Source organism: Salinisphaera hydrothermalis C41B8, assembly GCF_000732535.1.
GTDB classification, from domain to species: Bacteria; Pseudomonadota; Gammaproteobacteria; order Nevskiales; family Salinisphaeraceae; genus Salinisphaera; species Salinisphaera hydrothermalis.
This window is the reverse complement of sequence record NZ_APNK01000022.1, coordinates 37,447-60,874: the sequence shown is the minus strand read 5'-3', so window position 1 is coordinate 60,874 and position 23,428 is coordinate 37,447. Positions and strand designations below refer to the sequence as shown.

Genomic DNA, 23,428 nt, shown 5'->3' with positions numbered 1-23,428 from the left:
CATAAGATCGCTTTGAACTCTGGCGTTAACGTTGAACCATCATACAGCGGGACCAAACACATACAGGCTGTCCCGGTGCCATGCCACCTGCACGGCGTCCCCCGTAGCCACGCGGTCGAAAACCGAGTGGCCCGGCAGATTCTGTTCGGTCACCACGACCCGTTCACCGGCATCGAGGACGACCGTATAGCGGGCAAACATGCCCACGAATTCCTTGAACTCGACGCGGCCCGGCTCGACCTGCCGGCCCGCGGCTTCGAAGTCCGCTGCGTTCAACGCCAGCCGGATCTTTTCGGGGCGCAGCACATAGCGCGTGCCACCGCGCTCGATGAGATTCGACGTCCCCACGAAATTGGCCACGAATTCGCTCGCCGGCCGTTCGTAGAGCGTGACCGGATCGCCGATCTGCTCGATGCGCCCCTCATTGAACACGGCGATGCGATCGCTCATGGTCAGCGCTTCTTCCTGGTCGTGCGTCACGTAGATGAACGTAATCGCGACCTCGGCCTGGATCCGCTTCAACTCATGCTGCATCTCCTGACGCAGCTTGAGATCGAGCGCACCGAGCGGCTCATCCAGCAACAGCACCCGCGGCCGATTGACGATCGCCCGGGCGAGTGCGACGCGCTGACGCTGGCCGCCGGACAGCTGGGCCGGATTGCGCTCGCCGTAATTCTCGAGGCGAACGGCGCGTAGCGCTTCGGCCACACGCTGCGGGATCTCGCGCTTGTTCACCCGCTTGGCCTGCAGCCCGTAGGCGACGTTCTTGGCCACGCTCATATGCGGGAACAGCGCATAGTCCTGAAAAATCGTGTTGATATCGCGATCGTAGGGCGCAATTTTCGTGACATCACGCCCGTCGATATCGATCCGTCCGAAGCTCGGCTGCTCGAAGCCGGCGATCATGCGCAAGGTCGTGGTCTTGCCCGAACCCGACGGTCCAAGCAACGTAAAGAACTCGCCGCGCCGAATATCGAGATCGAGTTTTTCCACCGCCACGGCCGGGCCGAACGTCTTGCCGACACCGGCCAGGCGGACGATGCTGTCGGCCATGGCGGGAGTCTGGATGGCGGAGGCGGAATCGTTCATCAATGCTTGACCATGACGTGCCGGACGGCCGTGTAGTCCTCCAGCGAGTACATCGACATGTCCTTGCCGTAACCGGACTGCTTGATGCCGCCATGAGGCATTTCGTTGCAGAGCATGAAGTGGCAATTCACCCAGGTGCAGCCATAGCGCATGCGCGCCGATACATCCATCGCCCGGCCGACATCCGCCGTCCAGACTGACGACGCCAGGCCATAGTTCGAATCGTTGGCCCAGGCGATCGCCTGCTCGTCGTTGTCGAAGCGCGTGACCGAGACGACCGGCCCGAACACTTCGCGGCGCACGATTTCGTCGTCCTGCAGCGCACCGGCAATCACGGTCGGCTGATAAAAGAAGCCGTCACCATCGGCCGCACGGCCGCCGGCGGTGATCTCGGTATGGCGCAGTTCCGCGGCCCGCTCGACGAAGCTGGCCACCCGATCGCGCTGGCGCGCCGAGATCAGCGGCGGGATTTCGTTGGCGCTGTCCTCGGCCTTGCCGTAAGCAATGCCCGACACCGCCGACGACAGATCGGCCACCAGCTTGTCGTAGATTTTCGGACCGGCGTAGACGCGACAGGCGGCGGTGCAATCCTGGCCAGCGTTGAAGTAGCCGAAGGTGCGGACACCTTCCACCACGGCGTCCAGATCGGCGTCGTCGAACACCACCACGGGCGCTTTGCCGCCCAGCTCCAGATGGGTACGCTTCACGCTCTTGGAGGCCGCGGCCAGAATCTTCTTGCCGGTGGCGACATCACCGGTCAGCGACACCATGTCGATGCCGGCATGATCGACCAGCCGCGCGCCAATCGTCTCGCCGCGTCCGGTGACGATATTGAGCACGCCGGCCGGCAGCGCCTCGCCCGCAACTTTAGCCAGCAGCAGCGCGGTCAACGGCGTCTGTTCCGAGGGCTTGAGCACCACGGTGTTGCCCGCGGCCAGCGCCGGGGCGAACTTCCAGGCGGCCATCATCAATGGATAGTTCCAGGGCACGATCGAGCCGATCACACCCACGGCATCACGCCGGACCATCGAGGTATAACCGGCCATGTATTCGCCGGCCGCGCTCGCCGATAGACAACGCGCCGCGCCGGCGAAGAACCGAATCACGTCGGCCGTGGCCGGCACTTCCTCGGCGGCCACGATGTGGGCCGGCTTGCCGCAGTTCAGGGCTTCCAGCCGGACGAACTCGTCGGCATGTTTTTCGATGGTGTCAGCCAGCGCCAGCAGCGCCGCCGAACGCGCGCCCGGCGTGCTCCGCGACCACGTGTCGAACGCGCCGCGCGCCGCCGCAACCGCGGCATCGAGCTGGCTCGGCGTGGCTTCCGGCACCTCGCCGATCGCCATGCCCGTAAACGGGTTGAGAATGGTCTCGGCCTCGCCCTGCCCGGCGACGTGCTGGTCGCCGATCAGAAGCGCGGTCGGAATCGAATGGTCGCCGCCCTGCTGCATGGTGTGCCCTCCTCGAATGATCGCGGATCAGCCGGCATCGCCGACGTCAATCCGGGTTGATTCGAGTATTTACACAGCGGCCCCGCTATCGCAATAACAAAAAATAGAAATGCATTATCGGTAAAACCGAAACCTTCGACGCGACAATAGCCTGTGAGCGAGCGCATTCGTCGAAAGGCTACCCCTGACGCAGCGAGGTCTTCTCCAGCGCCATTTCGACGAAGGCCGCAGCGGCTGCGGAAAGTTGCGTGCCGCGCCGGGAGACGACACCCACTGCCACCGGCGCCAGGCCGTCGACCAGTTCGGCCACGCCGATGCGGTCGCCTTCCAGCGACCAGGGGCGATACATCAGATCGGGCAAAACCGACACCCCGGCGCCGGTGGCCACCAGACTGCGCACCGCTTCCACCGAGGTCGTGCGATAGGCGATGCGGGGCGTCTGGCGCATGTCGCGCCAGAGCGACTCGGTCGAGGCCCGGATTTCGTCCAGATCGAGCAGCACATAATGCTCGTCGGCCAGCCGCGACCGCTGGACCCGTCCTTCCTCGGCCAGGCGATGCCCGACCGGCACCCAGAGCCGGAACGGATAGCGTTTGATCACTTCGCTGTTGAACGCCGACGGCTCGTTGAGGGCCGAGAGAAACAACAGCGCCACGTCGAGCTCGCCGCCCAGCAGGAAATGCTCGAGATATTCCGGGCTGTCTTCATACACCGAAACGGCCGTGGCCGGAAACGCGCGTCGATAGCGCGCCAGCAGCTCGGGCAGCGCATAGCCGGCCACCAGCGATGTCACGCCGAGGTTGAGCGTGCCGGTAATACGCTGGCGCCCCGCGGTGAACGTCGAACGCGCATGGCTGACCTCGGCGAGAATGCGCTGGGCATGGCGCAGGAACGTATGCCCGCGATGCGTCAGCGCCATGCCGCGCGCATGGCGCTGCACGAGCGTCACCCCGAGATCGGATTCCAGCGCCTTGATCGCCTCGGTAATGGTCGACTGCGAGGCAAACAGTTCGCGCGCCGCGCCTGAGATCGAGCCCTGCTCGGCCACGGCAACGAAATAACGCAGTTGCTGGAAAGAAAAACTCATCGGCCGATTCCGCTCGGTTGAGCGACGATGCTAACCGGAACCGGCCCGACCGTGCGGGCGCGTCTAACTCAACCGAGGTCGGCGCGTTCGTTGGGCGGCAGCAAGGCCTTCACGTTGTCCAGCGTATCCGCCTCCGCCAGCGGCTTGTCGGTGCGCCAGCGCGCGATACGCGGAAAACGCACGGCAATCCCGGATTTATGTCGGTTCGAGGCCTGGATGCCCTCGAAGTGCAGCTCGAAGACATGATACGGCGTCACCGAACGCACCGGGCCGAAGCGCTCTTTTGTGTTTTTGCGAATCCACGAATCGACCTGCCGGATCTCTTTGTCGGTCAGTCCGGAGTAGGCCTTGGCGAACGGGACGAGTTCGTCGCCGTCCCAGACCGCAAACGTATAGTCGGTCAGCAGATTCGAGCGCCGGCCGGAACCGGGCTGGGCATACAGCAGCACGGCGTCGATCGCATAGGGATCGACCTTCCATTTCCACCAGTCGCCGCGTACGCGCCCGACCCGATAGGGCGAGCCGCGCCGCTTGAGCACGAAGCCTTCGGTCGCAAATTCGCGCGAGCGCTCGCGCAGAGCGGCCAGTTCGTCCCAGGAGTTCGCGGCCAGATGTTCCGACAGCGCAATGCGCTCATCGATACCCGCAAGCGCGTCGGCCAGCAGGGCCCGCCGCTCTTCCAGCGGGCGTTCGCGGATATCGGCGCCTTCATATTCCATCAGGTCATAGGCGAAAAACCGTACCGGATGCTTTTTCTGCATGTTGGCCGAGGGCTTGAGCCGGCCGATGCGGCGTTGCAGCCGGGCGAATGGCAGGGGCAAGGCCTCGCCGGGGACCCAGGCCAGGATCTCGCCATCGAGCACCGAGCCGTTCGGCAACGCGGCCGCGGCGGCTTCCAGCTCGGGGAACCGGCCTTCCATGAGATCTTCACCACGCGACCAGATATGACATTCCCCGGCCCGACGGATGATCTGGGCGCGAATGCCGTCCCATTTCCATTCAGCCTGCCAGTCGGCCACGGGCCCGAGCTCGCTGATCGACTCGATCGGCGCGTTCTCGATCGGCGAAGCAAGGAAGAACGGATACGGCTGCGCCGCGTCCTCACCCCGATCGGCCGGGTCGACGAGCCGTTCGAAGAATTCGGGCGTGGGCTGCCAGCGCCCCATTAGCCGATGCGCCACCCGGGCGGGCTCGATATCGGCCACTTCGGCCAGGGCCCGCGTGACCAGTCGGCGCGACACACCGACCCGGAACGCGCCGGTCAACAGCTTGTTGAGCGTGAAGCGCGCATCGGTCGGCAACTCGCGCCAATAGCCGAGCAGACGGGCTTTCTGTTCGCTCTCGTCGAGATCCTTCAGCGGCAGGATACGATTTTCGACCCACGCATGCAGCGGCACATCCAGCCCGGCATCGCCGGCCTCGATCTCGTCGAGCAGCAGCGTCATGGTCTCGGCGGAGTCGCCGACCGCCGAATAACTTTCCTCGACCAGCCACATCGGCATGCCGATCGCCTCGGCAACCCATTCCCGAAGCCGCGTTCCGGGGATCAGCCGCTTGATCCGGCGGCCACACAGAAACGAGACCGCCCAGGCCGCGTCGGCCGGCGGCGCCGCGGCGAAATAATCGCGCATGGCGGCAACTTTCGGGTGGGTCGCCGTGGTGGCGTCCAGATGTGTGTACAACTCAGTGAATCGGCGCATTAGCCCACTCGATTTGCGCAGATCGACGCGCTTCCGCCGACGATTACAACGCCGTCACAAAAAATACATGGATCGCCCCGGGCCTTGGCTTAGCTGCCTTACAGGACATCGGACGCAGACAATCCGCGATATCTTGCGTACAAGCCAAATTGAAGTTCATCCGTAACTCTGACTAGGGTGGAGGCGATCCATTTGAAGAGCTTGTGGCCGGCGCCCAAAGCGCAGCAACGGCTGCAACAAAAGGATATGCGTATGAGTAGCGGCTCGACCGCCGACCCGATGTTTCAACGCACGCAGGACTTCGGCGACACGCCGACCGAAATCCGCGAAACCGACCACTACCAACACGAATACGTCCACGATTTCGTCGAACGCTGGGACGACCTGATCGACTGGGACGGCCGCGCTGCCAGCGAGGGCAGTTTTTTCATCGATGTGCTCAAGCACTACGGCTGCGAAACCGTCATCGATGCAGCTTGCGGCACCGGCTTCCACTCCGTCCAGCTGCTGCGCGCCGGCTTCGAAGTCGCCAGCGTCGACGGCAGTCCGCAGATGCTCACCAAAGCCTTCGACAACGCCCGTGAGCGCGGCTTCATTCTCAAGACCGTACACAGCGACTGGCGCTGGATGAGCCGCGATCTGGTCGGCCGCTACGACGCCATCATCTGCCTCGGCAACTCCTTCACCCATATCTTCAACGAACACGACCGCCGCCGCACGCTGGCCGAGTTCTACTCGATGCTCAAGCACGACGGCATCCTCATCCTCGACCAGCGCAACTACGATGCCCTGCTCGACGGCAAGACCGGCGGCCCGAGCCACAAGTTCTACTACTGCGGCGAAGGGGTATCCGCCCAGCCGGAGCATGTCGACGACGGCCTGGCACGCTTCCGCTACGAGTTCTCGGACGATGGCTCCGTCTACCACCTCAACATGTTCCCGCTGCGCAAGGCCTACGTGCACGACCTGATGCACCAGGTCGGTTTCCAGCGCGTGACGACCTACGGCGATTTCCAATCGAGCTATCGCGAGGACGACCCGGATTTCTTCATCCACGTCGCCGAGAAGAGCTATCTCTCGGCTGATGAAGACGACGACGTCAGCGAATAAACCGAGGGGGGACAACCGATGAGCGAATATTCCACGGCGGTGAAGACCGCCCAGAATTATTACAACAGCAGCGACGCCGATACGTTCTATTCCCGGCTCTGGGGCGGCGAGGATATCCATATCGGGCTGTACAAGTCCGACGACGAACCGGTGCTGAAAGCCAGCCGCCGCACCGTCGCCCGCATGGCCGAACTGGTCGCCGACAAGCTCGGTCGCGACACGCGCGTGCTGGATATCGGCGGCGGCTATGGCGGCTCGGCCTGCTATGTCGCCGAGCACTACGGCGCCCATGTGGTGTCACTGAACCTGTCCGAAGTCCAGAACGAACGCGGCCGCCGGCAGATCGACGAACGAGGACTGGAGGACAAGGTCACCATCGTCGACGGCAATTTCGAAGACATCCCTTACGAGGCCGACAGCTTCGAAGTGGTCTGGTCGCAGGACGCCATCCTGCATTCCGGCAACCGGCGGCGGGTACTCGATGAAGTGGTCCGCGTACTCAAGCCGGGCGGCGTATTCGTGTTCACCGATCCGATGTCCGCCGACGACGTATCGCCGGATGCGCTGCAGCCGGTACTCGACCGCATTCAGCTCGAGACCATGGGCTCGCCGGGCTTCTATCGCGAACAGCTGACCCGGCGCGGCCTGACCGAGCGGACGTTCGAGGATCATACCGAGCAGGTGCCACGCCACTATGACCGGATTCACCGCGAGCTCGACGCCCATCGCAGCGAGCTCAACGGTCATATCTCCGAGCGCTATGTGTCGAATATGAAGAAAGGCCTGCAACACTGGGTCGAGGCCGGCTCGGCCGGCCGCCTGGCCTGGGGCATCATGGTGTTCGAAAACTGAGCGGATATCGTCACTCCGTATCGGCCCGGATTTGGGTTGTGACGCCCAACGCGTCATAGTCCCGATCACTGGCTTTAAGCGCCGCCCGGCCCAGCCGGCGGCGCTTTTTTATCGACTAAGGATAAACGCATGACTGAACGATTCTCCGGCAAGACCGTCGTCGTCACTGGCGCCGGCTCCGGCATCGGCGCCGCCACCGTCAAGCGCTTCGCCGCCGAAGGCGCCAACGTGGTGCTGGTCGGGCGCACGCGCGAGAAACTCGAGACGCTGCTCGGCGAAGTGGCGGACAAGAACAAGCTGATGATTCACGCCGCCGACGTATCCGACGCTCAGCAGGTCGATGCACTCTTCCAGGCCGTGATCGACCGCTTCGGCCGGCTCGATGTGCTGGTCAACAATGCCGGCGTGGCCTCGGGCGGGCCGATTGCCGAAGTTTCCGACGACGACTGGAAGCGCGTCATGGCGATCAACGTCGACGGCGTGTTCCATTGCACCCGCGCGGCCATGCCGCATCTGCAGGAATCCGGCGGCTGTATCGTCAACACCTCGTCCGTATCCGGCCTCGGCGGCGACTGGAACTTCGCCACCTATAACACCAGCAAGGGTGCGGTCAGCAACTTCACGCGCGCGGTCGCGCTCGATTATGCGACCACCGGCGTGCGCGTGAACGCGGTCTGCCCGAGCCTGACCCGTTCGGAGTTGACCGACGACATGTTCGAAAAAGACGACCTCATGGCCAAGTTCGCCGAACGCATCCCGATGGGGCGCGGCGCCGAACCCGAGGAAGTCGGCGACGTGATCGTGTTCCTGGCCAGCGACGACGCGCGCTTCGTCAACGGCGTGAACCTGCCGGTCGACGGCGGCCTGTCGGCCTCGAACGGCCAGCCCGCGCTCGGCTGATCGGCAACGACACGACGTACGATGGCCCCGGTCGCTGCATGGCGCCGGGGCTTTTTCATGTCCCGCCGAGCAATGCGCGCAACTCCGCGCCATTGGCAGCGATCTGCTCGAGCGTATAAGCATCGAGCACTTGGACGAACGCCTGCTGGGCCTCGCCCAGCGCCTGCTTCAACCGGCATGCCGGGTCGATCGGACAGGTCGAGCCCGGCCCGAAACACTCCAACAGCTTGAAGCTTTCGGTCTGGCGCACGACGGCACCGATATTGATCCGCGCCGGCGCCATGGCCAGCGCAACCCCGCCACCCCGACCGCGATAGCTGTGGATATAGCCGAGCTGCACCAGCGTCTGCGCCACCTTGGCCATGTGATGGGCCGAAATGCCGTAGCGCGCGGCCACGTCGCCGACCTGCACCGGCTGATCGTCATCGCGAACCGCCAGATAAATCAGAAGGCGCAGCGAATAATCGGTGTGGGTGGTGAGCTGCATGCTTGGCTTCCAAATAAGTATTCAATATACTTCTTTTAAAGCGGTAAATCACATACCGATTTAAGCAGGAGAGAAAGGATGCCCAGTCGCGAACAGATCGCGGTTATCAAACAGACCGTGCCCGTCCTACAGCAATACGGCGAACAGCTCGCCCGGCATATGTATGCCCGGATGTTCGAGCACAACCCGGAAGTCCGGCGTTACTTCAACCCGGCTCACCAGCGCAGCGGGAAACAACAAAAAGCACTGTCCGACGCGGTCTGTGCTTATGCCGCGAACATCGACAATCCGGCCGCGCTGGCCGGCGCTGTGGAATTGATCGCGCAAAAACACGCCTCGCTGGGCATCGCGCCAGAACACTATCCGATCGTGGGCGAACATCTGCTGGCTTCGATCCGCGAGGTGCTCGGCGACGCGGCCACCGACGACATCATCGACGCCTGGGCGGTGGCCTACGGCGAGCTCGCCGACCTGTTCATCGAGCGTGAGCGCCAGATCTATGTCGCGCAGGAGAACCAGCACGGCTGGGCCGGTTTCAAACCGTTCGTCGTTACCGATCGCGAGCACGTGGCGCACGATGTGGTGTCGCTGCATCTGGCTCCGGCCGACGGCAGACCACTGGCCGATCACGCGCCGGGGCGTTACGTCGCTGTGCGCCCGAGCGACCCAGACGATGGCGCCGAGCCACGCAACTACAGCCTATCGAACGCACCGGGCACGCCGTATTACCGGATCAGCATCAAGCATGAAACCGCCGCGACAGCCGATGCGCCGAGCGGCGTGTTCTCGAGCTTCGCGCACCAGCGTCTCGACGTCGGCGATCACATCCTGGTCAGCCCGCCGTGCGGCGAATTCACCCTCAATCTGCCCGCCGATCCGGTCCGGCCTCTGGTCTTCCTGGCTGGCGGTATCGGCATCACGCCGCTGCTGTCGATGCTGCATGCCGCCCTGGCCGAGCCCGGCGAACGCCCGGTCGTTCTAATCCAGGCCGTTCGCGATCGCGCCCGGCGGCCGTTTGCCGACGAAATCGACGCGCTGGCCGAACAGCATCCGCGATTGCAGGTGCATGTCTGCTACGACCAGCCCGCCGCCGGCGACGTGGACGCAACCGCCGCCCCGGCCAGCAAAGGCTATATCGAGGCCGGCTTGCTCGACCGGCTGGTCGGCAGCGCGCCCGCCGAGTATTACTTCTGCGGGCCGCAGCCAATGATGGCGCACGTACGCGGGCTGCTGCGCGATCGCGGCGCACCCGACGACGCGGTGCACTACGAGTTCTTCGGCCCGGCCGCGTCGCTGGCAGCCTAAAGAACGATACCGATCGCCGATCCCGGCGCCGCGCCGGGATCCTTAGCCCATCAAATCGGTCGCATCCTGCCCGTGCCAGACTCGGCCGGGCATCACCCAGCCACGATCCGGCGGGATGCGACGGCCACTGATGTCGTCGATCGACAGATGGACGACGTAGGGCCGTTCCCCGCCGGGCATCGGCTCGGGCAGATTTGGCGATTCGAGCTCCTCGGTGAGAACGAGCCGGCCTCGCACCATCACGCTCCAGCCCGATCGCCGCGCGGCGTCCACGCCGTCGATCTGGAACGTTGCAGGCTGACCGCGGACGGCCGCTTCCTGCTTGGCGCCAAGCCCGGTATGGAAGATCAACCCGTCGTCACGCAGCACGTAATCGACCGGCAACACCTCGGGACTCGGCTCGCCATTGATCGCGATTCGGCCCACGCGATGTGATGCCAGCAACTGGCGACACGTGGCGTCGTCGAGTTCCGTGAGCCGTCCTTGCTCCGATGCCATCCCACAATCTCCTGAACCGCGTCGACTCCATACGAAAGAGCCGACGTATTCATCGTAGGAAAAACGGCTCTCGCGGCGTTGATCGAGATCAAGCCGCCCATCATGCGAAGCCGATCAGGCGGTTTCGTCCAGCCCGGCGTTGTTCTTGTCGAACACGCGGTCGGCGCGATAGGAGCTGCGCACCAGCGGGCCGGAGACAACTTCCATGAAGCCGCGGGCCAGGCCCCACTGCCGGTACTTCTTGAAGTCGTCTGGCGGTACGTAGCGATCGATCGGCAGATGATTGACGGTCGGCCGCAGATACTGGCCGAAAGTGACGATATCGACGCCGATGGCGGCGAGATCGTCGAGGGTCTCGGCGATTTCGTCCTCGGTCTCTCCGAGGCCGAGCATTACGGAGGTCTTGGTCAGGACTTCCGGATTGTGTTTTTTCGCGTGCGCCAGCACGTCCAGCGTCTGCTGATAACCGGCACGCGCATCGCGCACGACGTGCGTCAGGCGCTTCACCGTTTCAACGTTCTGGGCGAAAACCTCGAGGCCCGAGTCCACCACCGTTTCGACGTGGGCTTTCACGCCGCGAAAATCCGGCGCCAGCGCTTCCACGCGGGTGTCCGGCGTCCGGCGCTTGATCGCCTTCACGCAGTCGGCGTAGTGCTGCGCGCCGCCGTCGGGCAGATCATCGCGGTCCACCGAGGTGAGCACGATGTAGTTCAGGCCCATGATCTCGACCGAGTCGGCGCAGTGCTCGGGCTCGTCGGCATCCAGCCAGCCATGCGGGTTGCCGGTATCCACCGCGCAGAACTTGCACGCACGCGTACAGGTATCGCCCATGATCATGATGGTGGCGGTACCGTGGGTCCAGCATTCGCCGATGTTCGGACACATCGATTCCTCGCAGACCGTGGCCAGCTTGTGCTGGCGCACGTTCTCCTTGACCTTGCCGTACTCGCCGCCCGAGGGCAGGCGCGCGCGCAGCCAGTCCGGCTTGCGCCCGATCGGCACCGCGGCCGCCTTCTTGGAGGCCTTCATGCCGTTCTTGATGGCACGGGTGCCGTTGGGTTTGCTGACCTTGGTTCCGGTGATTACCGGAATACCCTTGAACTCGCTCATATGCTCGATCCGGTCCGACGGTTATCGATCGGACGCCGATGGTAACACTCGCCGATACGCTTGGCCGGTTGAACGACCTCCCGAAACGGGCGCCATCGGCGCTCGATTGCCTCGCTTAACCGAGCCTGTCTACGCACGCGCTGCGTTAGCCGTTGCAGCCACGCCGCACTGCTATGATGCGCTGTTGCCCGTTACGCCTGCTACCGAGTTCACGCCGCACGTGTCGACCCCTGATCCCGCGCTTGAAACCCCGGCCCCGGCGAACCGCACCGATCAGCTGATCGAGCGCGTGATGAACAGCCGCGCGGGGCGCCTTGCCTATCGCTTCAGACGGCTGGTGCCGCTGGCCTCGTTCGCCATCGGCCTGGGCAGTTACTTCCTCATCCAGCGCCAGAACGCATTGGCCCAGTGGCTGACCGCGCTCATGCTGCTCGGCTGGCTGGCATTGCTGTTCGAAGGCCTGCTATGCCGTATTCTCGCGCGCTTCGTGGGCGAACGCGTGCCACAGATCCTGGTGCGCTATGCGGCGCAGGCACTGCATCAGGAAACCCTGTTCTTCGTACTGCCGTTCTTCCTGGTCACCACCACCTGGCTGTCGCCACAGTGCTTTTTCACCGGACTTTTAATCGTGGCGGCCGTGGCCTCGGCCATCGATCCGCTGTATTACGAGGTGATCGCCCCTCGACGCTGGCTGTTTCTGGGCTATCACGCCTTCACGCTATTTGCCGCTATTCTGGCCGGCGGGCCGATCATCCTGTCGCTGACCACGGGCGACTCGATCGCGCTGGCGTCGGCGGTGATGGGGGTATGCGCTCTGCCCAGCTTCAATGACGTACTGCAGGCACGCCACTGGTCGCGCTGGTTTGTACTGGCGGGCCTGTCGCTGGCGCTCGGTGCCGGCGCGTGGGCGGCGCGCTTCTGGATTCCGCCGGCCACGCTCAGCGCCAGGCATATGGCCATCACCACGCAGATGGACGTGGCTCATCGCGAGCCGGGTCCGGACCGGGATCACTTCACGGTGGCCCAGCTGCAGGCCAACGGGCTGTATGCGTTTTCGGCCATCAAGGCGCCACGCGGGCTGCACCAGAAAGTGTTCCATGTCTGGTCGCACGACGGCCAGGTGGTCAGCCGGATACCGCTACAGATCCGGGGCGGCACCCGCAAGAACGGCTTTCGTACCTGGAGTCACAAGACATCGCTCGGCGCGCATCCGGCCGGGCACTGGCGGGTGGCGGTCGTCACCGACGACGGTCAGCTGATCGGCGCGGAGCGGTTCACGGTCGGCCCGGGCCACTGACGGCTAGACTCAATCGCGCCCGAGGGCGCCCGACTCCAGCAGCGCGAGGGTCACCAGCCGCGCCTGCCAGCGCTCGCGTCGGTTTTTGGGCGCCGCCAGATTCATGCGTTCGAGATACGGCGCGGCCGCGGCGTGATGGCGTGCCAGTTTCGGTGCATTGCGGGCGAAGATGCCCGCCAGGCGTAGCGGCGTCGCCGAACCCAGCGGCCGGAGCGCGCCGATCAGTGCCAGCTCAGTCTCGGTGAAATCACAGCTGTAGGGATATGGCGGAAACAGCCCCTCATCGCGATCCGGCGTCAACCAGCCGTGCACTGCCGCCGGCGTGTTGCCCCGGGCGGCCGGCGGAATGCGATAGCGCGACGACAGTTTGCCGGCGGCGATGGCGGACGCCCGCAGTTCGTCCTGAAAACGGGCGTCGGCGATCTCGATCAGGGCGACGGCGACGTCTTCATCGGTCTTGCCGCGTAGATCGGCCACGCCGTATTCGGTCACGACGATATCGCGCAGGTGGCGCGGGATCGTGTTGTAGCCATAGCGCGCCACGATATTGGACTCGGGCCCGCGCGGCCCGGAGCGGACGGCGCGCAGGCACAGAATCGAGCGCGCGCCCTCGAGCTCCTGTGCCTGGGCCACAAAGTTGTACTGGCCGCCGACGCCCGACAAGACCTGCCCGGATTCCAGTCCATCCGAGGCGACCGCGCCGTCGAGCGAGGCCTTGAGCGCGGTATTCACGAAGCGTGCGTGGTGGCGCTGGGCCCGTTTCAACGGCTCATCGCCGTAAAGATGATTGATCGCGCCGACGCTGGTCATATGGAAACGCTCGCGCGTATCGGGGTCGAGATCGCGCAGGCGTTGATAGAAATCGTTCGGGCCGAGGAAGAAACCGCCGTGCACGAGCGTCGGCCCGGCCAGATGCGTGCCCAGGCAGCGGGCTTCGATCTCGCTGCGCGCCGCCCGATCGGCCAGATTCGGCGCCATGCGCGGTTCGTTGTCGCCGGCGCTGAGGTGGTCGTCAGACCAGGCCACCGCCGAATGGAAAACGCCGATGGATTTCAGATAGTCGACATCGGCGGCGCTCAGCTCGGCCCGGATCGCGCCGGCATCCAATAGCGCGGTCAACGTGCGCGGCCCGACGTCATCGTCGATGGCGCCCGCGTTGAGCAGGGTCTGCACGGTCAGATCGGCATACACGGCGCGCTTGATCACGCCGGCCCGATGCAGATGCAGATAGGCGTCCACCAGCATCTCGGTACAGCCATACAGCCCACGCTGGAACACCTCGCGGCCGGCATAGCGATCCACGAGCGTCTTTTCGGCGGCCCCGGCCGGCATGCGCCCGATCAGGCGTCGATACCGCGCGTTGTCGTTATGCCGCAGCGACAGACAGTAGGCGATGGCATCGGACAGACTGCCGATACCGATCTGCAGCGTACCGCCATCGGGCACCAGCGCAGCCACACGAGCGGCAATCGCATAATCGGCGTCCGGCACCGGTGCGGCCGGCGCGCCGAACGGCTTGAAATCGGCGGCCTCGCCTTCGAACACCGCATCGAACCGTTGCTTCGACACCAGCGCGCTGCGCGTCATCGTCGGTAGCCGGCGATTGATCTGAGCGACAACCAACGGCGCATCGCCGGCCTCGCGCATACGCTCGACCACCGGCAGCAGATCGAGCGTGACATCGGTATTGCACGACAACGAGATCTCGTCGTCGTGCGTACCCGGCGCCACCATCTGCATGAGCACGTTCACGCCGGCGTTCATCAATTCGCGCCCGGCGTGAGTGTAGTTCACCGAGCGATAGTGGCGCTGGGCATCGCTGTTGCCGAGCATGGCCCCGGGCTGGAAGAAGAATTCCGACACGGTGATATTGTCGGGCAGCGCGCCGCGCCGAAGATCGCGTAAATAATCCAGCCCCGGATAATCGCCGAACACGCGCTCGACGATCGGGTCCATCAGACGTCGTTCGAGATCGCTGGACGGCGCCGGCACATCCAGCGACAGGGCGGTAATGAAGGTCAGATCGATCGACGGATCGGCGCAGGCCCGGCGATACAGCGCATTCATGAGCGTGGCGGCCTTGCCGAGCCCCAGCGGCGCGCCCACACGCAGGCTGGGGCCGACACGCGCGATCAGCCAGTCAACGAGCGCCTCGGCGTCGGTGAATTGCTTCGGGGCAAGCGCCACGGCCCAGCTCCGCTACGCGGCCGAAGCCGACTTGCCGCTGCCGTAGCGGTCGAGATAGGCCTGCGGCACCTTGACCGTCAGGGCGCGCGGCAGCACGCGAAACGTGGCGGGTGTCGCCGTGAGCAGTTCGCCGTCGGTATTGATATCCATCGGCTGTTCGGTGCGGAGTTCGAATTCCGTGCTCTCGAACAGCTGCACGCCCTGCATGGCCTTGTGCGGCCCGCGCATCAGCCCCGGCAGCATCGCGATCAACGACGACAACGGCTGTGGCTTGAGGCTGTACAGATCGAGCCGCCCGTCATCCAGCGCGGCATCGCTGGATACGGCCATGCCGCCTCCGAAATAACGGCCGTTACCGACCGCGATCTGGATCGACTGCAAGCGTTCGCGACGACCGTTGAAGCGGACTTCCGCGCTGAAAGGCTCGGTATCGCGCACCGCCGAGAAGACGTTGGAAGCATAGCCCAGCGAGCCGAACCATTTCTTGGCGGTGTCGGAGCGATATTCACAGGCCCGCACAGCCAGCCCGATACTGGCTACGTTGAGGAAATACACGTCGTTGCACTGGCCGAGATCGATGCCGTAATCCACGCCGTCGACGACGTTGTCGCAGGCCGCCGCCAGATCGGTGGGAATGAGCAGCGTGCGGGCGAAATCGTTGGCTGTGCCCAACGGCAACACGGCCATCGGCTTACCGCACTCCATCATCGCCTTCGAGGCCAGATTGAGCGTCCCGTCACCGCCGCCGAGCACCACCACGTCGACGTCATCGGCATGTCGTCGAATTTCGGCGGGCACATCGTCGGGGTCGTCGAAACGCCCCTCGACGACATCCACATCACGCGCGGCCAGATGTTCGACCGCGTTCTGCGCATTGGCCTCGCCCTGGCGCGATTCGCGGTTGATAAGCAGTAGAGCGCGCAGCCTAATCACCCTAATTGAGATGTGTTCCATTAGCGTAAGCGGCTGTCGCGGGCAGAGCAATCAGCATTTGCATGGATATTGACCGGCGTCATGCCGGACCCCGGCTGGTCTTCAACGCTTGTTTACGCCACGCTGTCGCGAGTTCACGCAAACCAAGACCATCGCATGAGTGGATTCATTGAACGCATGGTCGGCGCCGCCAAACTCGAGGCGCCGATCTACGAAGAAGTCGAACACGACAGCAACGCCACCGGACAGGCCGCCGGCGTCGTCATTCTCGCCTCGATTGCCGCCGGCATCGGCGCGCTTGGCCATGCCGGCTTCGGCGGCCTGATCCTGGCGCTGGTCGGCGCGCTGCTGGGCTGGGTGATCTGGGCCGTCATCGTCTGGTTCGTCGGCACGAAAATGCTGCCGCAGGCCCAGACCGAAGCCAATATCGGCCAGCTGCTGCGCACCATGGGCTTTGCGGCCTCGCCGGGACTGCTGCGTCTGTTCGAGATCATCCCCGTTCTTGGCGGCCTGATCGCCCTGGTGGTATCGATCTGGATGCTGGTGGCCATGATCGTCGCGGTGCGCCAGGCCCTGGATTACGACAACACCTGGCGCGCGATCGGCGTGGTGGTGATCGGCTGGGTCATCCAGCTGCTGATCGCCTGGTTGATCGGCGGCGCGGCCATCTACGGCATGGGCGGCCCGCCCGCCGGCGGTGGCGGCGCGGTCTGATCCGACCCGTCGATCGCTCTCACTCCGGCATGACCAGACTTTCACGCCGGAGTGATAAAAAACGCCGGGCGTTGGCCCGGCGTTTTCTCCCCTCCCTCGCTTCCCCCTTCGTTCTTACTCGAGCGGATCGTCCTCGTAGCGCGCATCCAGCATGACCGTACCGGCCACGGCGATCAGGATGATCATCACCGTGCCCAGCACCCAGGCCAGATACCAGGCACCGCGCTCGCCGAGCACGATGGCCAGGAACAACGCCACGAAGGCCACGAGCAACCAGAAGATGAACTGCAATACGGATTTCATGGCGCGCTCCTAGTAGGCGTGGTCGTCGTTTTCGATCGAAGCCGGCGTGACCTTGCCGCGCATCACGTAGAACGCCCAGCTGGTGTAGACGAGGATGATCGGCACGAAGATCAGCGTGAACACCAGCATCCAGCCCAGCGTGCCGGCGCTCGACGAGGCATCCCACACGGTCAGGCTCTGGCTGGGATTACTGGATGACGGCATGAGAAACGGGAACATCGCCGCCCCGACCGTGCTGATGGTCGCGGCCCAGGCCACGGCGCCTGCCCACCAGGCCACGATGGCAGCACCGCGACGTGCCGCAACGACCCCGGCCGCGATCGCGGCATAGACCAGCCCCGGAATGATCCACAACACGGGAACTGCGCCGTAGTTGGCGAGCCACGCCCCGGCTTCGCGCGTCACCGTCTTGTTCAGCGGCAACGCGGGCCCCGCCGGATCGGCGCCGCTGGTGATGACGTAGCCATGCATGAACATGACCCATAGACCGCCGATGGTGAACAGCACCAGCGCAGCCGGCCCGCTGACCGTCGCCAGCCGTATCGCGCGTTCGCGAATCACCCCTTCGCCGCGCCCCATGATCATGGTCGCGCCCTGATAAAGCGCCAGCGCCAGTGACATGAGCCCGCACAGAATCGCGAACGGATTGAACAGCGTGATGAAGCTGCCCGTGTAGTACGAGACCATGTCCCACGAGAAATGGAACGGTACGCCTTCCAGCATGTTCCCCATGGCCGCGCCGAACACGATCATCGGCACCGCGCCGGAGACGAACAGCGACCAGTCCCAGAGATTGCGCCAGCCCATGCTGGGCATCTTGCTGCGATATTCGAAGCCGAGCGGCCGCACGATCATCGCCCACAGCAGAAGCAACATGACGACATACAAACCGGAAAAAGCGGTCGCATAGATCGTCGGCCAAGCCGCAAAGACCGCGCCGCCGCCGAGAATGAACCAGACCTGGTTGCCATCCCAGTGCGGGGCGATCATGTTGATCGCCGCCCGGCGCTCGCCGTCGTTACGCCCGAGATAACGCAGGGCCGCGCCCACCCCCATGTCCATGCCGACCATGACGGCCAGGCCGATCAGCAGGACGCCGAGCAGCGCCCACCAGATCAGTTTGAGTACGACATACAGTTCCATGATTTATGCCTCGCTCCACTGCGACACGCGGGGTTGGGTGGCCGATTCGGTCGCGCCGTGGCCATCGTCGTCCGGGCCGAGCCGGATGTACTTCACCATCAGATACATCTCGATGACGATGAAGATCGAATACAGCAGCACGAAGCCGGTCAGCGAGAAGATCATGTAGCCGACCGAATGCGTCGAAGCCGAAATCCAGGTCGGCAGCTGCTCGTAGACCGTCCAGGGCTGACGCCCCAGCTCGGCCACCAGCCAGCCCGCCTCGTTGGCAATAAACGGGACCGGGATCATCCAGGGCGCCACTTTGAGGAACCAGCGCTTGTCGACGATCGTGCCGCGCAGCGAGTAATTCACCGCGAGAATCAAAAAGCCCAGCATCAGGAACGCCGCCGCCACCATAATCCGAAAACTCCAGAAGACGGGAGCCACCGGCGGGATGGAATCCGCCGCGGCTTTTTGGATCTGGGCACCGGTGGCGTTCGAGACGTCCGGCGCGTAACGCTGCACCAGCCGCGCGTAGCCGAGATCGGCCTTGTGAGCATTGAACTGAGCCAGTGCGGCAGCGTCGTTCGGATGCTCACGCAACGTCTTGAGCGCGACCAGTGCGGGAATGCCGTTGCGAATGCGCTGCGCGGCCTGTTTTTCCAGGGCATCCACGCCCGGGATCGATTCAGTGAAGCTGTGCGTGACCAATGGCGTGAGCAGATACGGAATCTGTAACTCGAACTCGTTTTTCTGCTCGGCCTGATTCGGCCAGGCGATCAGGTTGAACCCCGCCGGTGCCGGCGCGGTTTTCCACAGCCCTTCCATGGCCGCCAGCTTGGTCGGCTGGTCTGCGCCATTGATGAAGCCGAGCGCGTCGCCCAGACAGATCACCGCAATGCTGGCAAAGATACCGAACAGGGCCGCCACCCGGAACGAGCGCTTGGCCAGTTCGATATGGCGCTTGCGCAGCATGTAGAACGCGCTGATGCCGAGTACGAACATCGCCGCCGTCAGATAGCCGGCGATGCTGGTATGCACGAATTTGGCCTGGGCATCGGGGTTGAACACCAGGTTGCTGAAGCTGGTCAACTCCATGCGCATGGTTGCCGGGTTGAACGTGGACCCCACCGGCGACTGCATGTAGCCGTTGGCGATCAGGATCCACAGCGCCGACAGGTTCGAGCCGAGCGCGACCATGTAGGTCACCAGCAGATGCTTGCCGCGCGAGAGCTTGCCCCAGCCAAACAGCATCAAACCCACCATGGTCGACTCGAGGAAGAACGCCATCAGGCCCTCGATGGCTAGCGGCGCTCCGAAGATGTCGCCCACATAGTGCGAGTAAGTCGACCAGTTGGTGCCGAACTGAAACTCCATGGTCAGCCCGGTGGCCACGCCGAGGGCGAAGTTGATGGCGAACAACTTGCTCCAGAACAGCGTCATCTGGCGATAGATCGCTCGGCCGGTGATGACGTACACCGTCTCGATGGTCGCCAGCAGCATGCTCAGCCCGAGCGTGAGCGGCACGAATATGAAGTGGTAGAGCACGGTGGCTGCGAACTGCCAGCGCGATAAGTCGACAACGGTATCCAGGGAATGCATCGGTCACGTCTCCGATCGAAGCGGCCCGGCCAGACAGCAGCCGGTCACGGCAAGGTTAAAGAGGCCCGAGGGGTCGACCGTTGATCTGAATCAAGGCGATACCCGGGGTGGGTCAAGCGACGGTACTCAGCGCAGGTGTCAGCCAGCTCACCGGGCGCGCCGTCGCCCACGAGCCGCCCGCGATCGAGCACGACTACGCGCGGGCAGTGCGCCACCCATTCGGGCTGATGGGAGACGAGAATCAGGGTGCGCCCGGCCAGACGCGGCGATGCCGCGGCCCATAGCCGGGCCGCCGTAGCGCTGTCGAGCCCTTCCCCGGGTTCGTCCATGATCACGACCGGAGCGTCCCGCAGCAGCGCGCGGGCTATGCCAATACGCCGGATCTGGCCGCCCGACAGGCGCAGCCCTTCCTCGCCTACCAGCGTGTCGTAGCCCTCGGGTAACGCCATGATTTCGTCGTGGATCGCCGCGGCCTTTGCGGCCGAGATGATGGCGTTCTCATCGGCGTCCGGATCGCCGACCGCGATGTTGTCGGCCACCGACGCATGGAACAGATAGATCTGTTGCGGCACCAGCGCGATCGCCGCGCGCAGATCGGCGCTACGATAGGCCGCCACCGGCGCCCCGCCCCAGTACACCGTACCGCGCTCGGGCACCGTCATACGCGTAAGTAAATGCACCAAGCTGCTCTTGCCCGCGCCGCTCGCGCCAACGACGGCCACATGCTCGCCTGGCGCAATGGATAGCGTTGCATCCGCCAACGCCCAAGGCGCATCCGGCGCATGTCGCACGAACACACGCTCGAAAATCAGTCGGTGATCCATCGGTGCCGGACGTGGCGTCTCGGGTTCGACGATGGCCGGGTGCAGCGCCTCGAAGGCTCGCAGCCGCCGGGTGGTCGCCTGTAGCTGGCCTAGCGCCTGCCAGGCACCGGGCATCTGGGCCACCGCCTCCACGCTGGCCAGCACCAGCAGTACCACCGGGGCGAAATCCACCGGCGCCAGCGCGCCAGATCGGATCGAGGGCACGATCAGGCCGATCGAGGCCAGTACGGCGACGTTGGTCAGCAGCAGAATGCCGGCCTGGCCCAGACCGGTCAGCCGCGACAGGCGCGCCTGTTCATCGAGATGTTGTTCGGTCAGCTCGGCGATCTCGCGTGCGCGCGCCGTAAACGCGCCGAAGACGACCAGTTCGCCGAGGCCTTCGACCATATCCACAAGCTGGGTCTTGAGCCGGGCCGCTACCGCGACCGAGGCCGCGCCGGGGGCACGACCGGCGCGGGCCACCCACCAGGGCAGCAGGCCACCGGCGGCGATCAACAGCGCCAGATTGGTCAACGCGACCGCCACGCTGTACCACGCCCAGACGCAGACCGCGCCAGCGACACAAACCACGCCCACCGTGACCGGCAGGATCAACTGCAAATAAACCGCGCTCAGGGTGTCGATATCGGCGCGAACCCGAGCCAGCAGATCGCCGCCGCGCAGGCCCGACAACTGGTTGGCCGATAACGGTTCGACCTGCCGATAAAACCACACGCGCAGCCCGGTGAGCAGCTTGAGCGTGGCATCGTGGGTCACCAGGCGCTCCAGATAGCGCCCGCCGGTACGCGCGATCGCCAGGCCGCGAATAGCCGCCGCCGGGGTGAAATAATTCATATCCGCCGCCGCCAGACCGGCAACCGCCATGCTGGCGATGAACCAGCCGGACACCGCCAACAATGCCATGTTGGACGCCACGGTCACGATGCCGAGCGCGATCCCCAGCGCGAACGCCCCGCGATACGGCCGGGCCAGCTGCAGCCACCAGCGTAGATCGCTCATGGTGCGACGCGCTCGAGCATGGCGGCATACCGGCCGCCGGCAGCAAGCAGTTCGTCGTGGCGGCCGGTTTCGGCCACGCGGCCGGCCTCGAGCACCACGATCCGGTCGGCATCACGGACGGTCGCCAGCCGATGAGCGATCACCACCAGGCTGCGATCCGCGCCGAGCTCGCCAAGAGCGGCGGTCAACGCCTGTTCGTTGGGGGCGTCCAGATGGGCGCTGGCCTCATCGACCACCACGAACGGCGCATCGGCCACCAGCGCCCGGGCGATCGCGAGCCGCTGGGCCTCCCCGCCGGACAGCCGCAGGCCGCGTTCGCCGATCGGCGTCTCGAGGCCGTCCGGCAACGCCGCGACGAACGCCCGCGCCTGGGCCCGTTCCAGCGCCCGCCAGAGCATGTCGTCGGTCGCCTCGGGCGCGCCGAGCACGAGATTGTCGCGCACGCTGCCGTGGAACAGCCTCGGCTGTTGCGGAACCCAGGCACACCCACGCTGCCAATAGTCCGGCGCCAGTGTGGCCCGGTCGATACCGTCGACCGTGATGCGCCCGCTCGTCGGCTGGAGCAGGCCGAGCAACAGCAGCGCCAGCGTGCTCTTACCGGCCGCCGACGGGCCGACGACGGCCACGGTTTCGCCCGGGGCGATCGTCAGATCCAGATCGGCCAGCGCCGCCGTGCCGCTGGGATAGACATACGACACGCCGGACAGCGCCACCGCCGGAGCGCGGCCGGGGACCAATCCGTCCCGCCGCGTGCCCGGCGCCCGATCCGGCTCGGCGCTGGCATCAAGTAACGCCACAATGCCCTCGGCCGCGCCGATCGCTTCCATGCGCGCGTGATAGACCGTGCCCATGTTGCGCAGCGGCAGATAGAACTCGGGCGCCAGCAGCAGCACCAGAAAACCGTCGGTGAAGCCGATATCGCCCCAGAGCAGGCGGAAACCGATCAGTACGGCGACCATGGCGATGCTGACCGTGGCCAGGAATTCGAGCACCAGCGACGAGACGAATGCCAGTCGCAGCACACGCATGGTGGCCACCCGATATTCCTCCGACAGCCGCGCGATCAGGCGCGCCTCGCGAGCGCCGAGATTGAACAGCTTGAGCGTGGTCAGCCCTTGCAGCGCGTCCAGGAAATGCCCGGACAGTACGCCCATGCGCTGCCACTGGCGCTGGTTGAGCTTTTCCGCGCCGCGCCCGATAAAAATCATGAATACCGGGATCAGGGGCGCGGTCACGATCAGAATCAGCCCGGAAATCCAGTCGATCGGGGCGATCACGGCAAGAATCGCCAGCGGCACCAACGCCGCGAGCGCGCTCTGCGGCAGATAACGCGCGTAGTAGGCTTCCAGCGCTTCGACGCCATCGGAAAGCGTGTTGACCAGATCGCCGGCCGCCTGGCTGCGCTGCCAGACGATGCCACGCTCGGCCAGGCGCGCGACCAGCCGCGCCCGGATCTCGGTCTTGATGCCGCGGCCGGCGGCGAACGCGCTTTGCTGGGCGAGATAAACCAGAACAGCGCGTACGATCACGAGTGCCGCCAGGCCGGCCATCAAGCCGACCAGCCCGGACAACGCCGCCCTCTCGAAAATCACGGCATTGGCCAGATGCGCGAGCACGCTCGCCTGCACGATCAACAATACGCCGCCGGCCAGACCCAGCCCGATGGTGATCGTCACCGGTCGGCGCACGATGTCGCGATTGGCTTTCAACCAGGGCAGAACGGACACGGCGGCAGAATGGCTCATTGATTTAGGCGGTCCGGCCGCCGGTCGAATCGAACGCCGCCACACTAATTGGTCAGCCGATCAACCTCGTTGATCTGGATCAAACCACTCGTCCCGCTCTAAATATGATCGTC

Annotated in this window: 20 protein-coding genes; 6 read left to right on the top strand and 14 right to left on the bottom strand. The window is 64.8% G+C overall.

The window, feature by feature from the left end:
• Positions 1-39 precede the first annotated feature (39 nt).
• From C41B8_RS13365 to C41B8_RS13350, 4 genes are all read right to left on the bottom strand, one after another.
• Positions 40-1,089, bottom strand: coding sequence for an ABC transporter ATP-binding protein (locus C41B8_RS13365; protein WP_198025189.1), 1,050 nt, complete (start codon positions 1,087-1,089; stop codon positions 40-42).
• Positions 1,089-2,513: a gamma-aminobutyraldehyde dehydrogenase gene (locus C41B8_RS13360; RefSeq protein WP_037339145.1), complete on the bottom strand. Its 1,425-nt coding sequence runs from the start codon at positions 2,511-2,513 to the stop codon at positions 1,089-1,091. The genes C41B8_RS13365 and C41B8_RS13360 overlap by 1 nt, the downstream gene beginning before the upstream one ends.
• 202 nt (positions 2,514-2,715) lie before the next feature.
• Positions 2,716-3,624, bottom strand: coding sequence for a LysR family transcriptional regulator (locus C41B8_RS13355; RefSeq protein WP_037339101.1), 909 nt, complete (start codon positions 3,622-3,624; stop codon positions 2,716-2,718).
• A gap of 68 nt (positions 3,625-3,692) precedes the next feature.
• The gene (locus tag C41B8_RS13350) at positions 3,693-5,324 is read right to left on the bottom strand and encodes an ATP-dependent DNA ligase (RefSeq protein WP_037339098.1); all 1,632 of its coding nucleotides are present in this window, start codon (positions 5,322-5,324) and stop codon (positions 3,693-3,695) included.
• Positions 5,325-5,576: 252 nt separating this feature from the next.
• Between C41B8_RS13350 and C41B8_RS13345 the strand changes: the two genes are divergently transcribed.
• The 3 genes from C41B8_RS13345 (at position 5,577) to budC (ending at position 8,186) form a co-directional block, all read left to right on the top strand.
• On the top strand, positions 5,577-6,434 hold the full coding sequence (locus C41B8_RS13345) for a glycine/sarcosine N-methyltransferase (protein WP_084188969.1): 858 nt from the start codon (positions 5,577-5,579) through the stop codon (positions 6,432-6,434).
• 18 nt (positions 6,435-6,452) lie between these two features.
• Positions 6,453-7,286 (top strand): SAM-dependent methyltransferase, encoded by an 834-nt coding sequence (locus C41B8_RS13340; RefSeq protein WP_037339094.1) that lies wholly within the window; start codon positions 6,453-6,455, stop codon positions 7,284-7,286.
• 129 nt (positions 7,287-7,415) lie between these two features.
• Entirely contained in the window at positions 7,416-8,186 is a 771-nt protein-coding gene (budC, locus tag C41B8_RS13335) for a meso-2,3-butanediol dehydrogenase (RefSeq protein ID WP_037339091.1), read from the top strand.
• A 55-nt stretch (positions 8,187-8,241) separates the two neighbouring features.
• On the opposite strand, the gene C41B8_RS13330 is transcribed toward budC, so the two are convergent.
• Positions 8,242-8,673, bottom strand: a complete 432-nt coding sequence (locus C41B8_RS13330) for an RrF2 family transcriptional regulator (protein ID WP_037339088.1) — start codon at positions 8,671-8,673, stop codon at positions 8,242-8,244.
• 78 nt (positions 8,674-8,751) lie between these two features.
• Here C41B8_RS13330 and hmpA point away from each other — a divergent pair, with 78 nt between their 5' ends.
• A complete protein-coding gene (gene hmpA / locus C41B8_RS13325) occupies positions 8,752-9,978 on the top strand; it encodes an NO-inducible flavohemoprotein (protein ID WP_037339085.1) in 1,227 nt (408 codons plus the stop codon).
• A gap of 42 nt (positions 9,979-10,020) precedes the next feature.
• Here the strand turns inward: hmpA and C41B8_RS13320 are convergent, their stop codons facing one another.
• Both C41B8_RS13320 and lipA read right to left on the bottom strand, forming a co-directional pair.
• Entirely contained in the window at positions 10,021-10,476 is a 456-nt protein-coding gene (locus C41B8_RS13320; RefSeq protein ID WP_051883506.1) for a pyridoxamine 5'-phosphate oxidase family protein, read from the bottom strand.
• 114 nt (positions 10,477-10,590) lie between these two features.
• On the bottom strand, positions 10,591-11,586 hold the full coding sequence (gene lipA, locus C41B8_RS13315) for a lipoyl synthase (protein WP_037339082.1): 996 nt from the start codon (positions 11,584-11,586) through the stop codon (positions 10,591-10,593).
• Between the two features lie 220 nt (positions 11,587-11,806).
• Between lipA and C41B8_RS13310 the strand changes: the two genes are divergently transcribed.
• Complete coding sequence (locus tag C41B8_RS13310; protein WP_232226074.1) at positions 11,807-12,883, top strand: DUF5924 family protein; 1,077 nt, start codon at positions 11,807-11,809, stop codon at positions 12,881-12,883.
• Positions 12,884-12,892: 9 nt separating this feature from the next.
• On the opposite strand, the gene C41B8_RS13305 is transcribed toward C41B8_RS13310, so the two are convergent.
• Positions 12,893-15,070: an acetyl-CoA hydrolase/transferase C-terminal domain-containing protein gene (locus C41B8_RS13305; protein WP_037339080.1), complete on the bottom strand. Its 2,178-nt coding sequence runs from the start codon at positions 15,068-15,070 to the stop codon at positions 12,893-12,895.
• 12 nt (positions 15,071-15,082) lie between these two features.
• Entirely contained in the window at positions 15,083-16,003 is a 921-nt protein-coding gene (locus C41B8_RS13300) for a lipid kinase (RefSeq protein ID WP_051883505.1), read from the bottom strand.
• A 156-nt stretch (positions 16,004-16,159) separates the two neighbouring features.
• Between C41B8_RS13300 and C41B8_RS13295 the strand changes: the two genes are divergently transcribed.
• The gene (locus C41B8_RS13295; RefSeq protein ID WP_037339077.1) at positions 16,160-16,717 is read left to right on the top strand and encodes a YIP1 family protein; all 558 of its coding nucleotides are present in this window, start codon (positions 16,160-16,162) and stop codon (positions 16,715-16,717) included.
• A 114-nt stretch (positions 16,718-16,831) separates the two neighbouring features.
• Here C41B8_RS13295 and C41B8_RS13290 read toward each other — a convergent pair whose 3' ends face one another.
• From C41B8_RS13290 to cydD, 5 genes are read right to left on the bottom strand one after another with little or no spacing between them, the layout of a single operon-like run.
• Positions 16,832-17,020 (bottom strand): hypothetical protein, encoded by a 189-nt coding sequence (locus tag C41B8_RS13290; RefSeq protein WP_037339075.1) that lies wholly within the window; start codon positions 17,018-17,020, stop codon positions 16,832-16,834.
• Positions 17,021-17,029: 9 nt separating this feature from the next.
• Positions 17,030-18,163, bottom strand: coding sequence for a cytochrome d ubiquinol oxidase subunit II (gene cydB / locus C41B8_RS13285; protein WP_037339073.1), 1,134 nt, complete (start codon positions 18,161-18,163; stop codon positions 17,030-17,032).
• Between the two features lie 3 nt (positions 18,164-18,166).
• Entirely contained in the window at positions 18,167-19,747 is a 1,581-nt protein-coding gene (locus tag C41B8_RS13280) for a cytochrome ubiquinol oxidase subunit I (protein WP_037339071.1), read from the bottom strand.
• Positions 19,748-19,791: 44 nt separating this feature from the next.
• A complete protein-coding gene (gene cydC, locus C41B8_RS13275; protein WP_051883504.1) occupies positions 19,792-21,570 on the bottom strand; it encodes a thiol reductant ABC exporter subunit CydC in 1,779 nt (592 codons plus the stop codon).
• Positions 21,567-23,315, bottom strand: a complete 1,749-nt coding sequence (gene cydD, locus C41B8_RS13270; protein ID WP_037339068.1) for a thiol reductant ABC exporter subunit CydD — start codon at positions 23,313-23,315, stop codon at positions 21,567-21,569. The genes cydC and cydD overlap by 4 nt, the downstream gene beginning before the upstream one ends.
• Positions 23,316-23,428 lie beyond the last annotated feature (113 nt).

Bases quoted from the DNA above. Each gene is read 5' to 3' on its own strand.
- hmpA (WP_037339085.1), top strand. From the start codon at position 8,752: ATGCCCAGTCGCGAACAGATCGCGGTTATCAAACAGACCGTGCCCGTC.
- C41B8_RS13350 (WP_037339098.1), bottom strand. From the start codon at position 5,324: ATGCGCCGATTCACTGAGTTGTACACACATCTGGACGCCACCACGGCG.
- C41B8_RS13330 (WP_037339088.1), bottom strand. From the start codon at position 8,673: ATGCAGCTCACCACCCACACCGATTATTCGCTGCGCCTTCTGATTTAT.
- C41B8_RS13290 (WP_037339075.1), bottom strand. From the start codon at position 17,020: ATGAAATCCGTATTGCAGTTCATCTTCTGGTTGCTCGTGGCCTTCGTG.
- C41B8_RS13295 (WP_037339077.1), top strand. From the start codon at position 16,160: ATGAGTGGATTCATTGAACGCATGGTCGGCGCCGCCAAACTCGAGGCG.
- budC (WP_037339091.1), top strand. From the start codon at position 7,416: ATGACTGAACGATTCTCCGGCAAGACCGTCGTCGTCACTGGCGCCGGC.
- cydD (WP_037339068.1), bottom strand. From the start codon at position 23,315: ATGAGCCATTCTGCCGCCGTGTCCGTTCTGCCCTGGTTGAAAGCCAAT.
- C41B8_RS13320 (WP_051883506.1), bottom strand. From the start codon at position 10,476: ATGGCATCGGAGCAAGGACGGCTCACGGAACTCGACGACGCCACGTGT.
- C41B8_RS13345 (WP_084188969.1), top strand. From the start codon at position 5,577: ATGAGTAGCGGCTCGACCGCCGACCCGATGTTTCAACGCACGCAGGAC.
- cydC (WP_051883504.1), bottom strand. From the start codon at position 21,570: ATGAGCGATCTACGCTGGTGGCTGCAGCTGGCCCGGCCGTATCGCGGG.
- cydB (WP_037339073.1), bottom strand. From the start codon at position 18,163: ATGGAACTGTATGTCGTACTCAAACTGATCTGGTGGGCGCTGCTCGGC.
- C41B8_RS13280 (WP_037339071.1), bottom strand. From the start codon at position 19,747: ATGCATTCCCTGGATACCGTTGTCGACTTATCGCGCTGGCAGTTCGCA.
- C41B8_RS13365 (WP_198025189.1), bottom strand. From the start codon at position 1,089: ATGAACGATTCCGCCTCCGCCATCCAGACTCCCGCCATGGCCGACAGC.
- C41B8_RS13355 (WP_037339101.1), bottom strand. From the start codon at position 3,624: ATGAGTTTTTCTTTCCAGCAACTGCGTTATTTCGTTGCCGTGGCCGAG.
- lipA (WP_037339082.1), bottom strand. From the start codon at position 11,586: ATGAGCGAGTTCAAGGGTATTCCGGTAATCACCGGAACCAAGGTCAGC.
- C41B8_RS13340 (WP_037339094.1), top strand. From the start codon at position 6,453: ATGAGCGAATATTCCACGGCGGTGAAGACCGCCCAGAATTATTACAAC.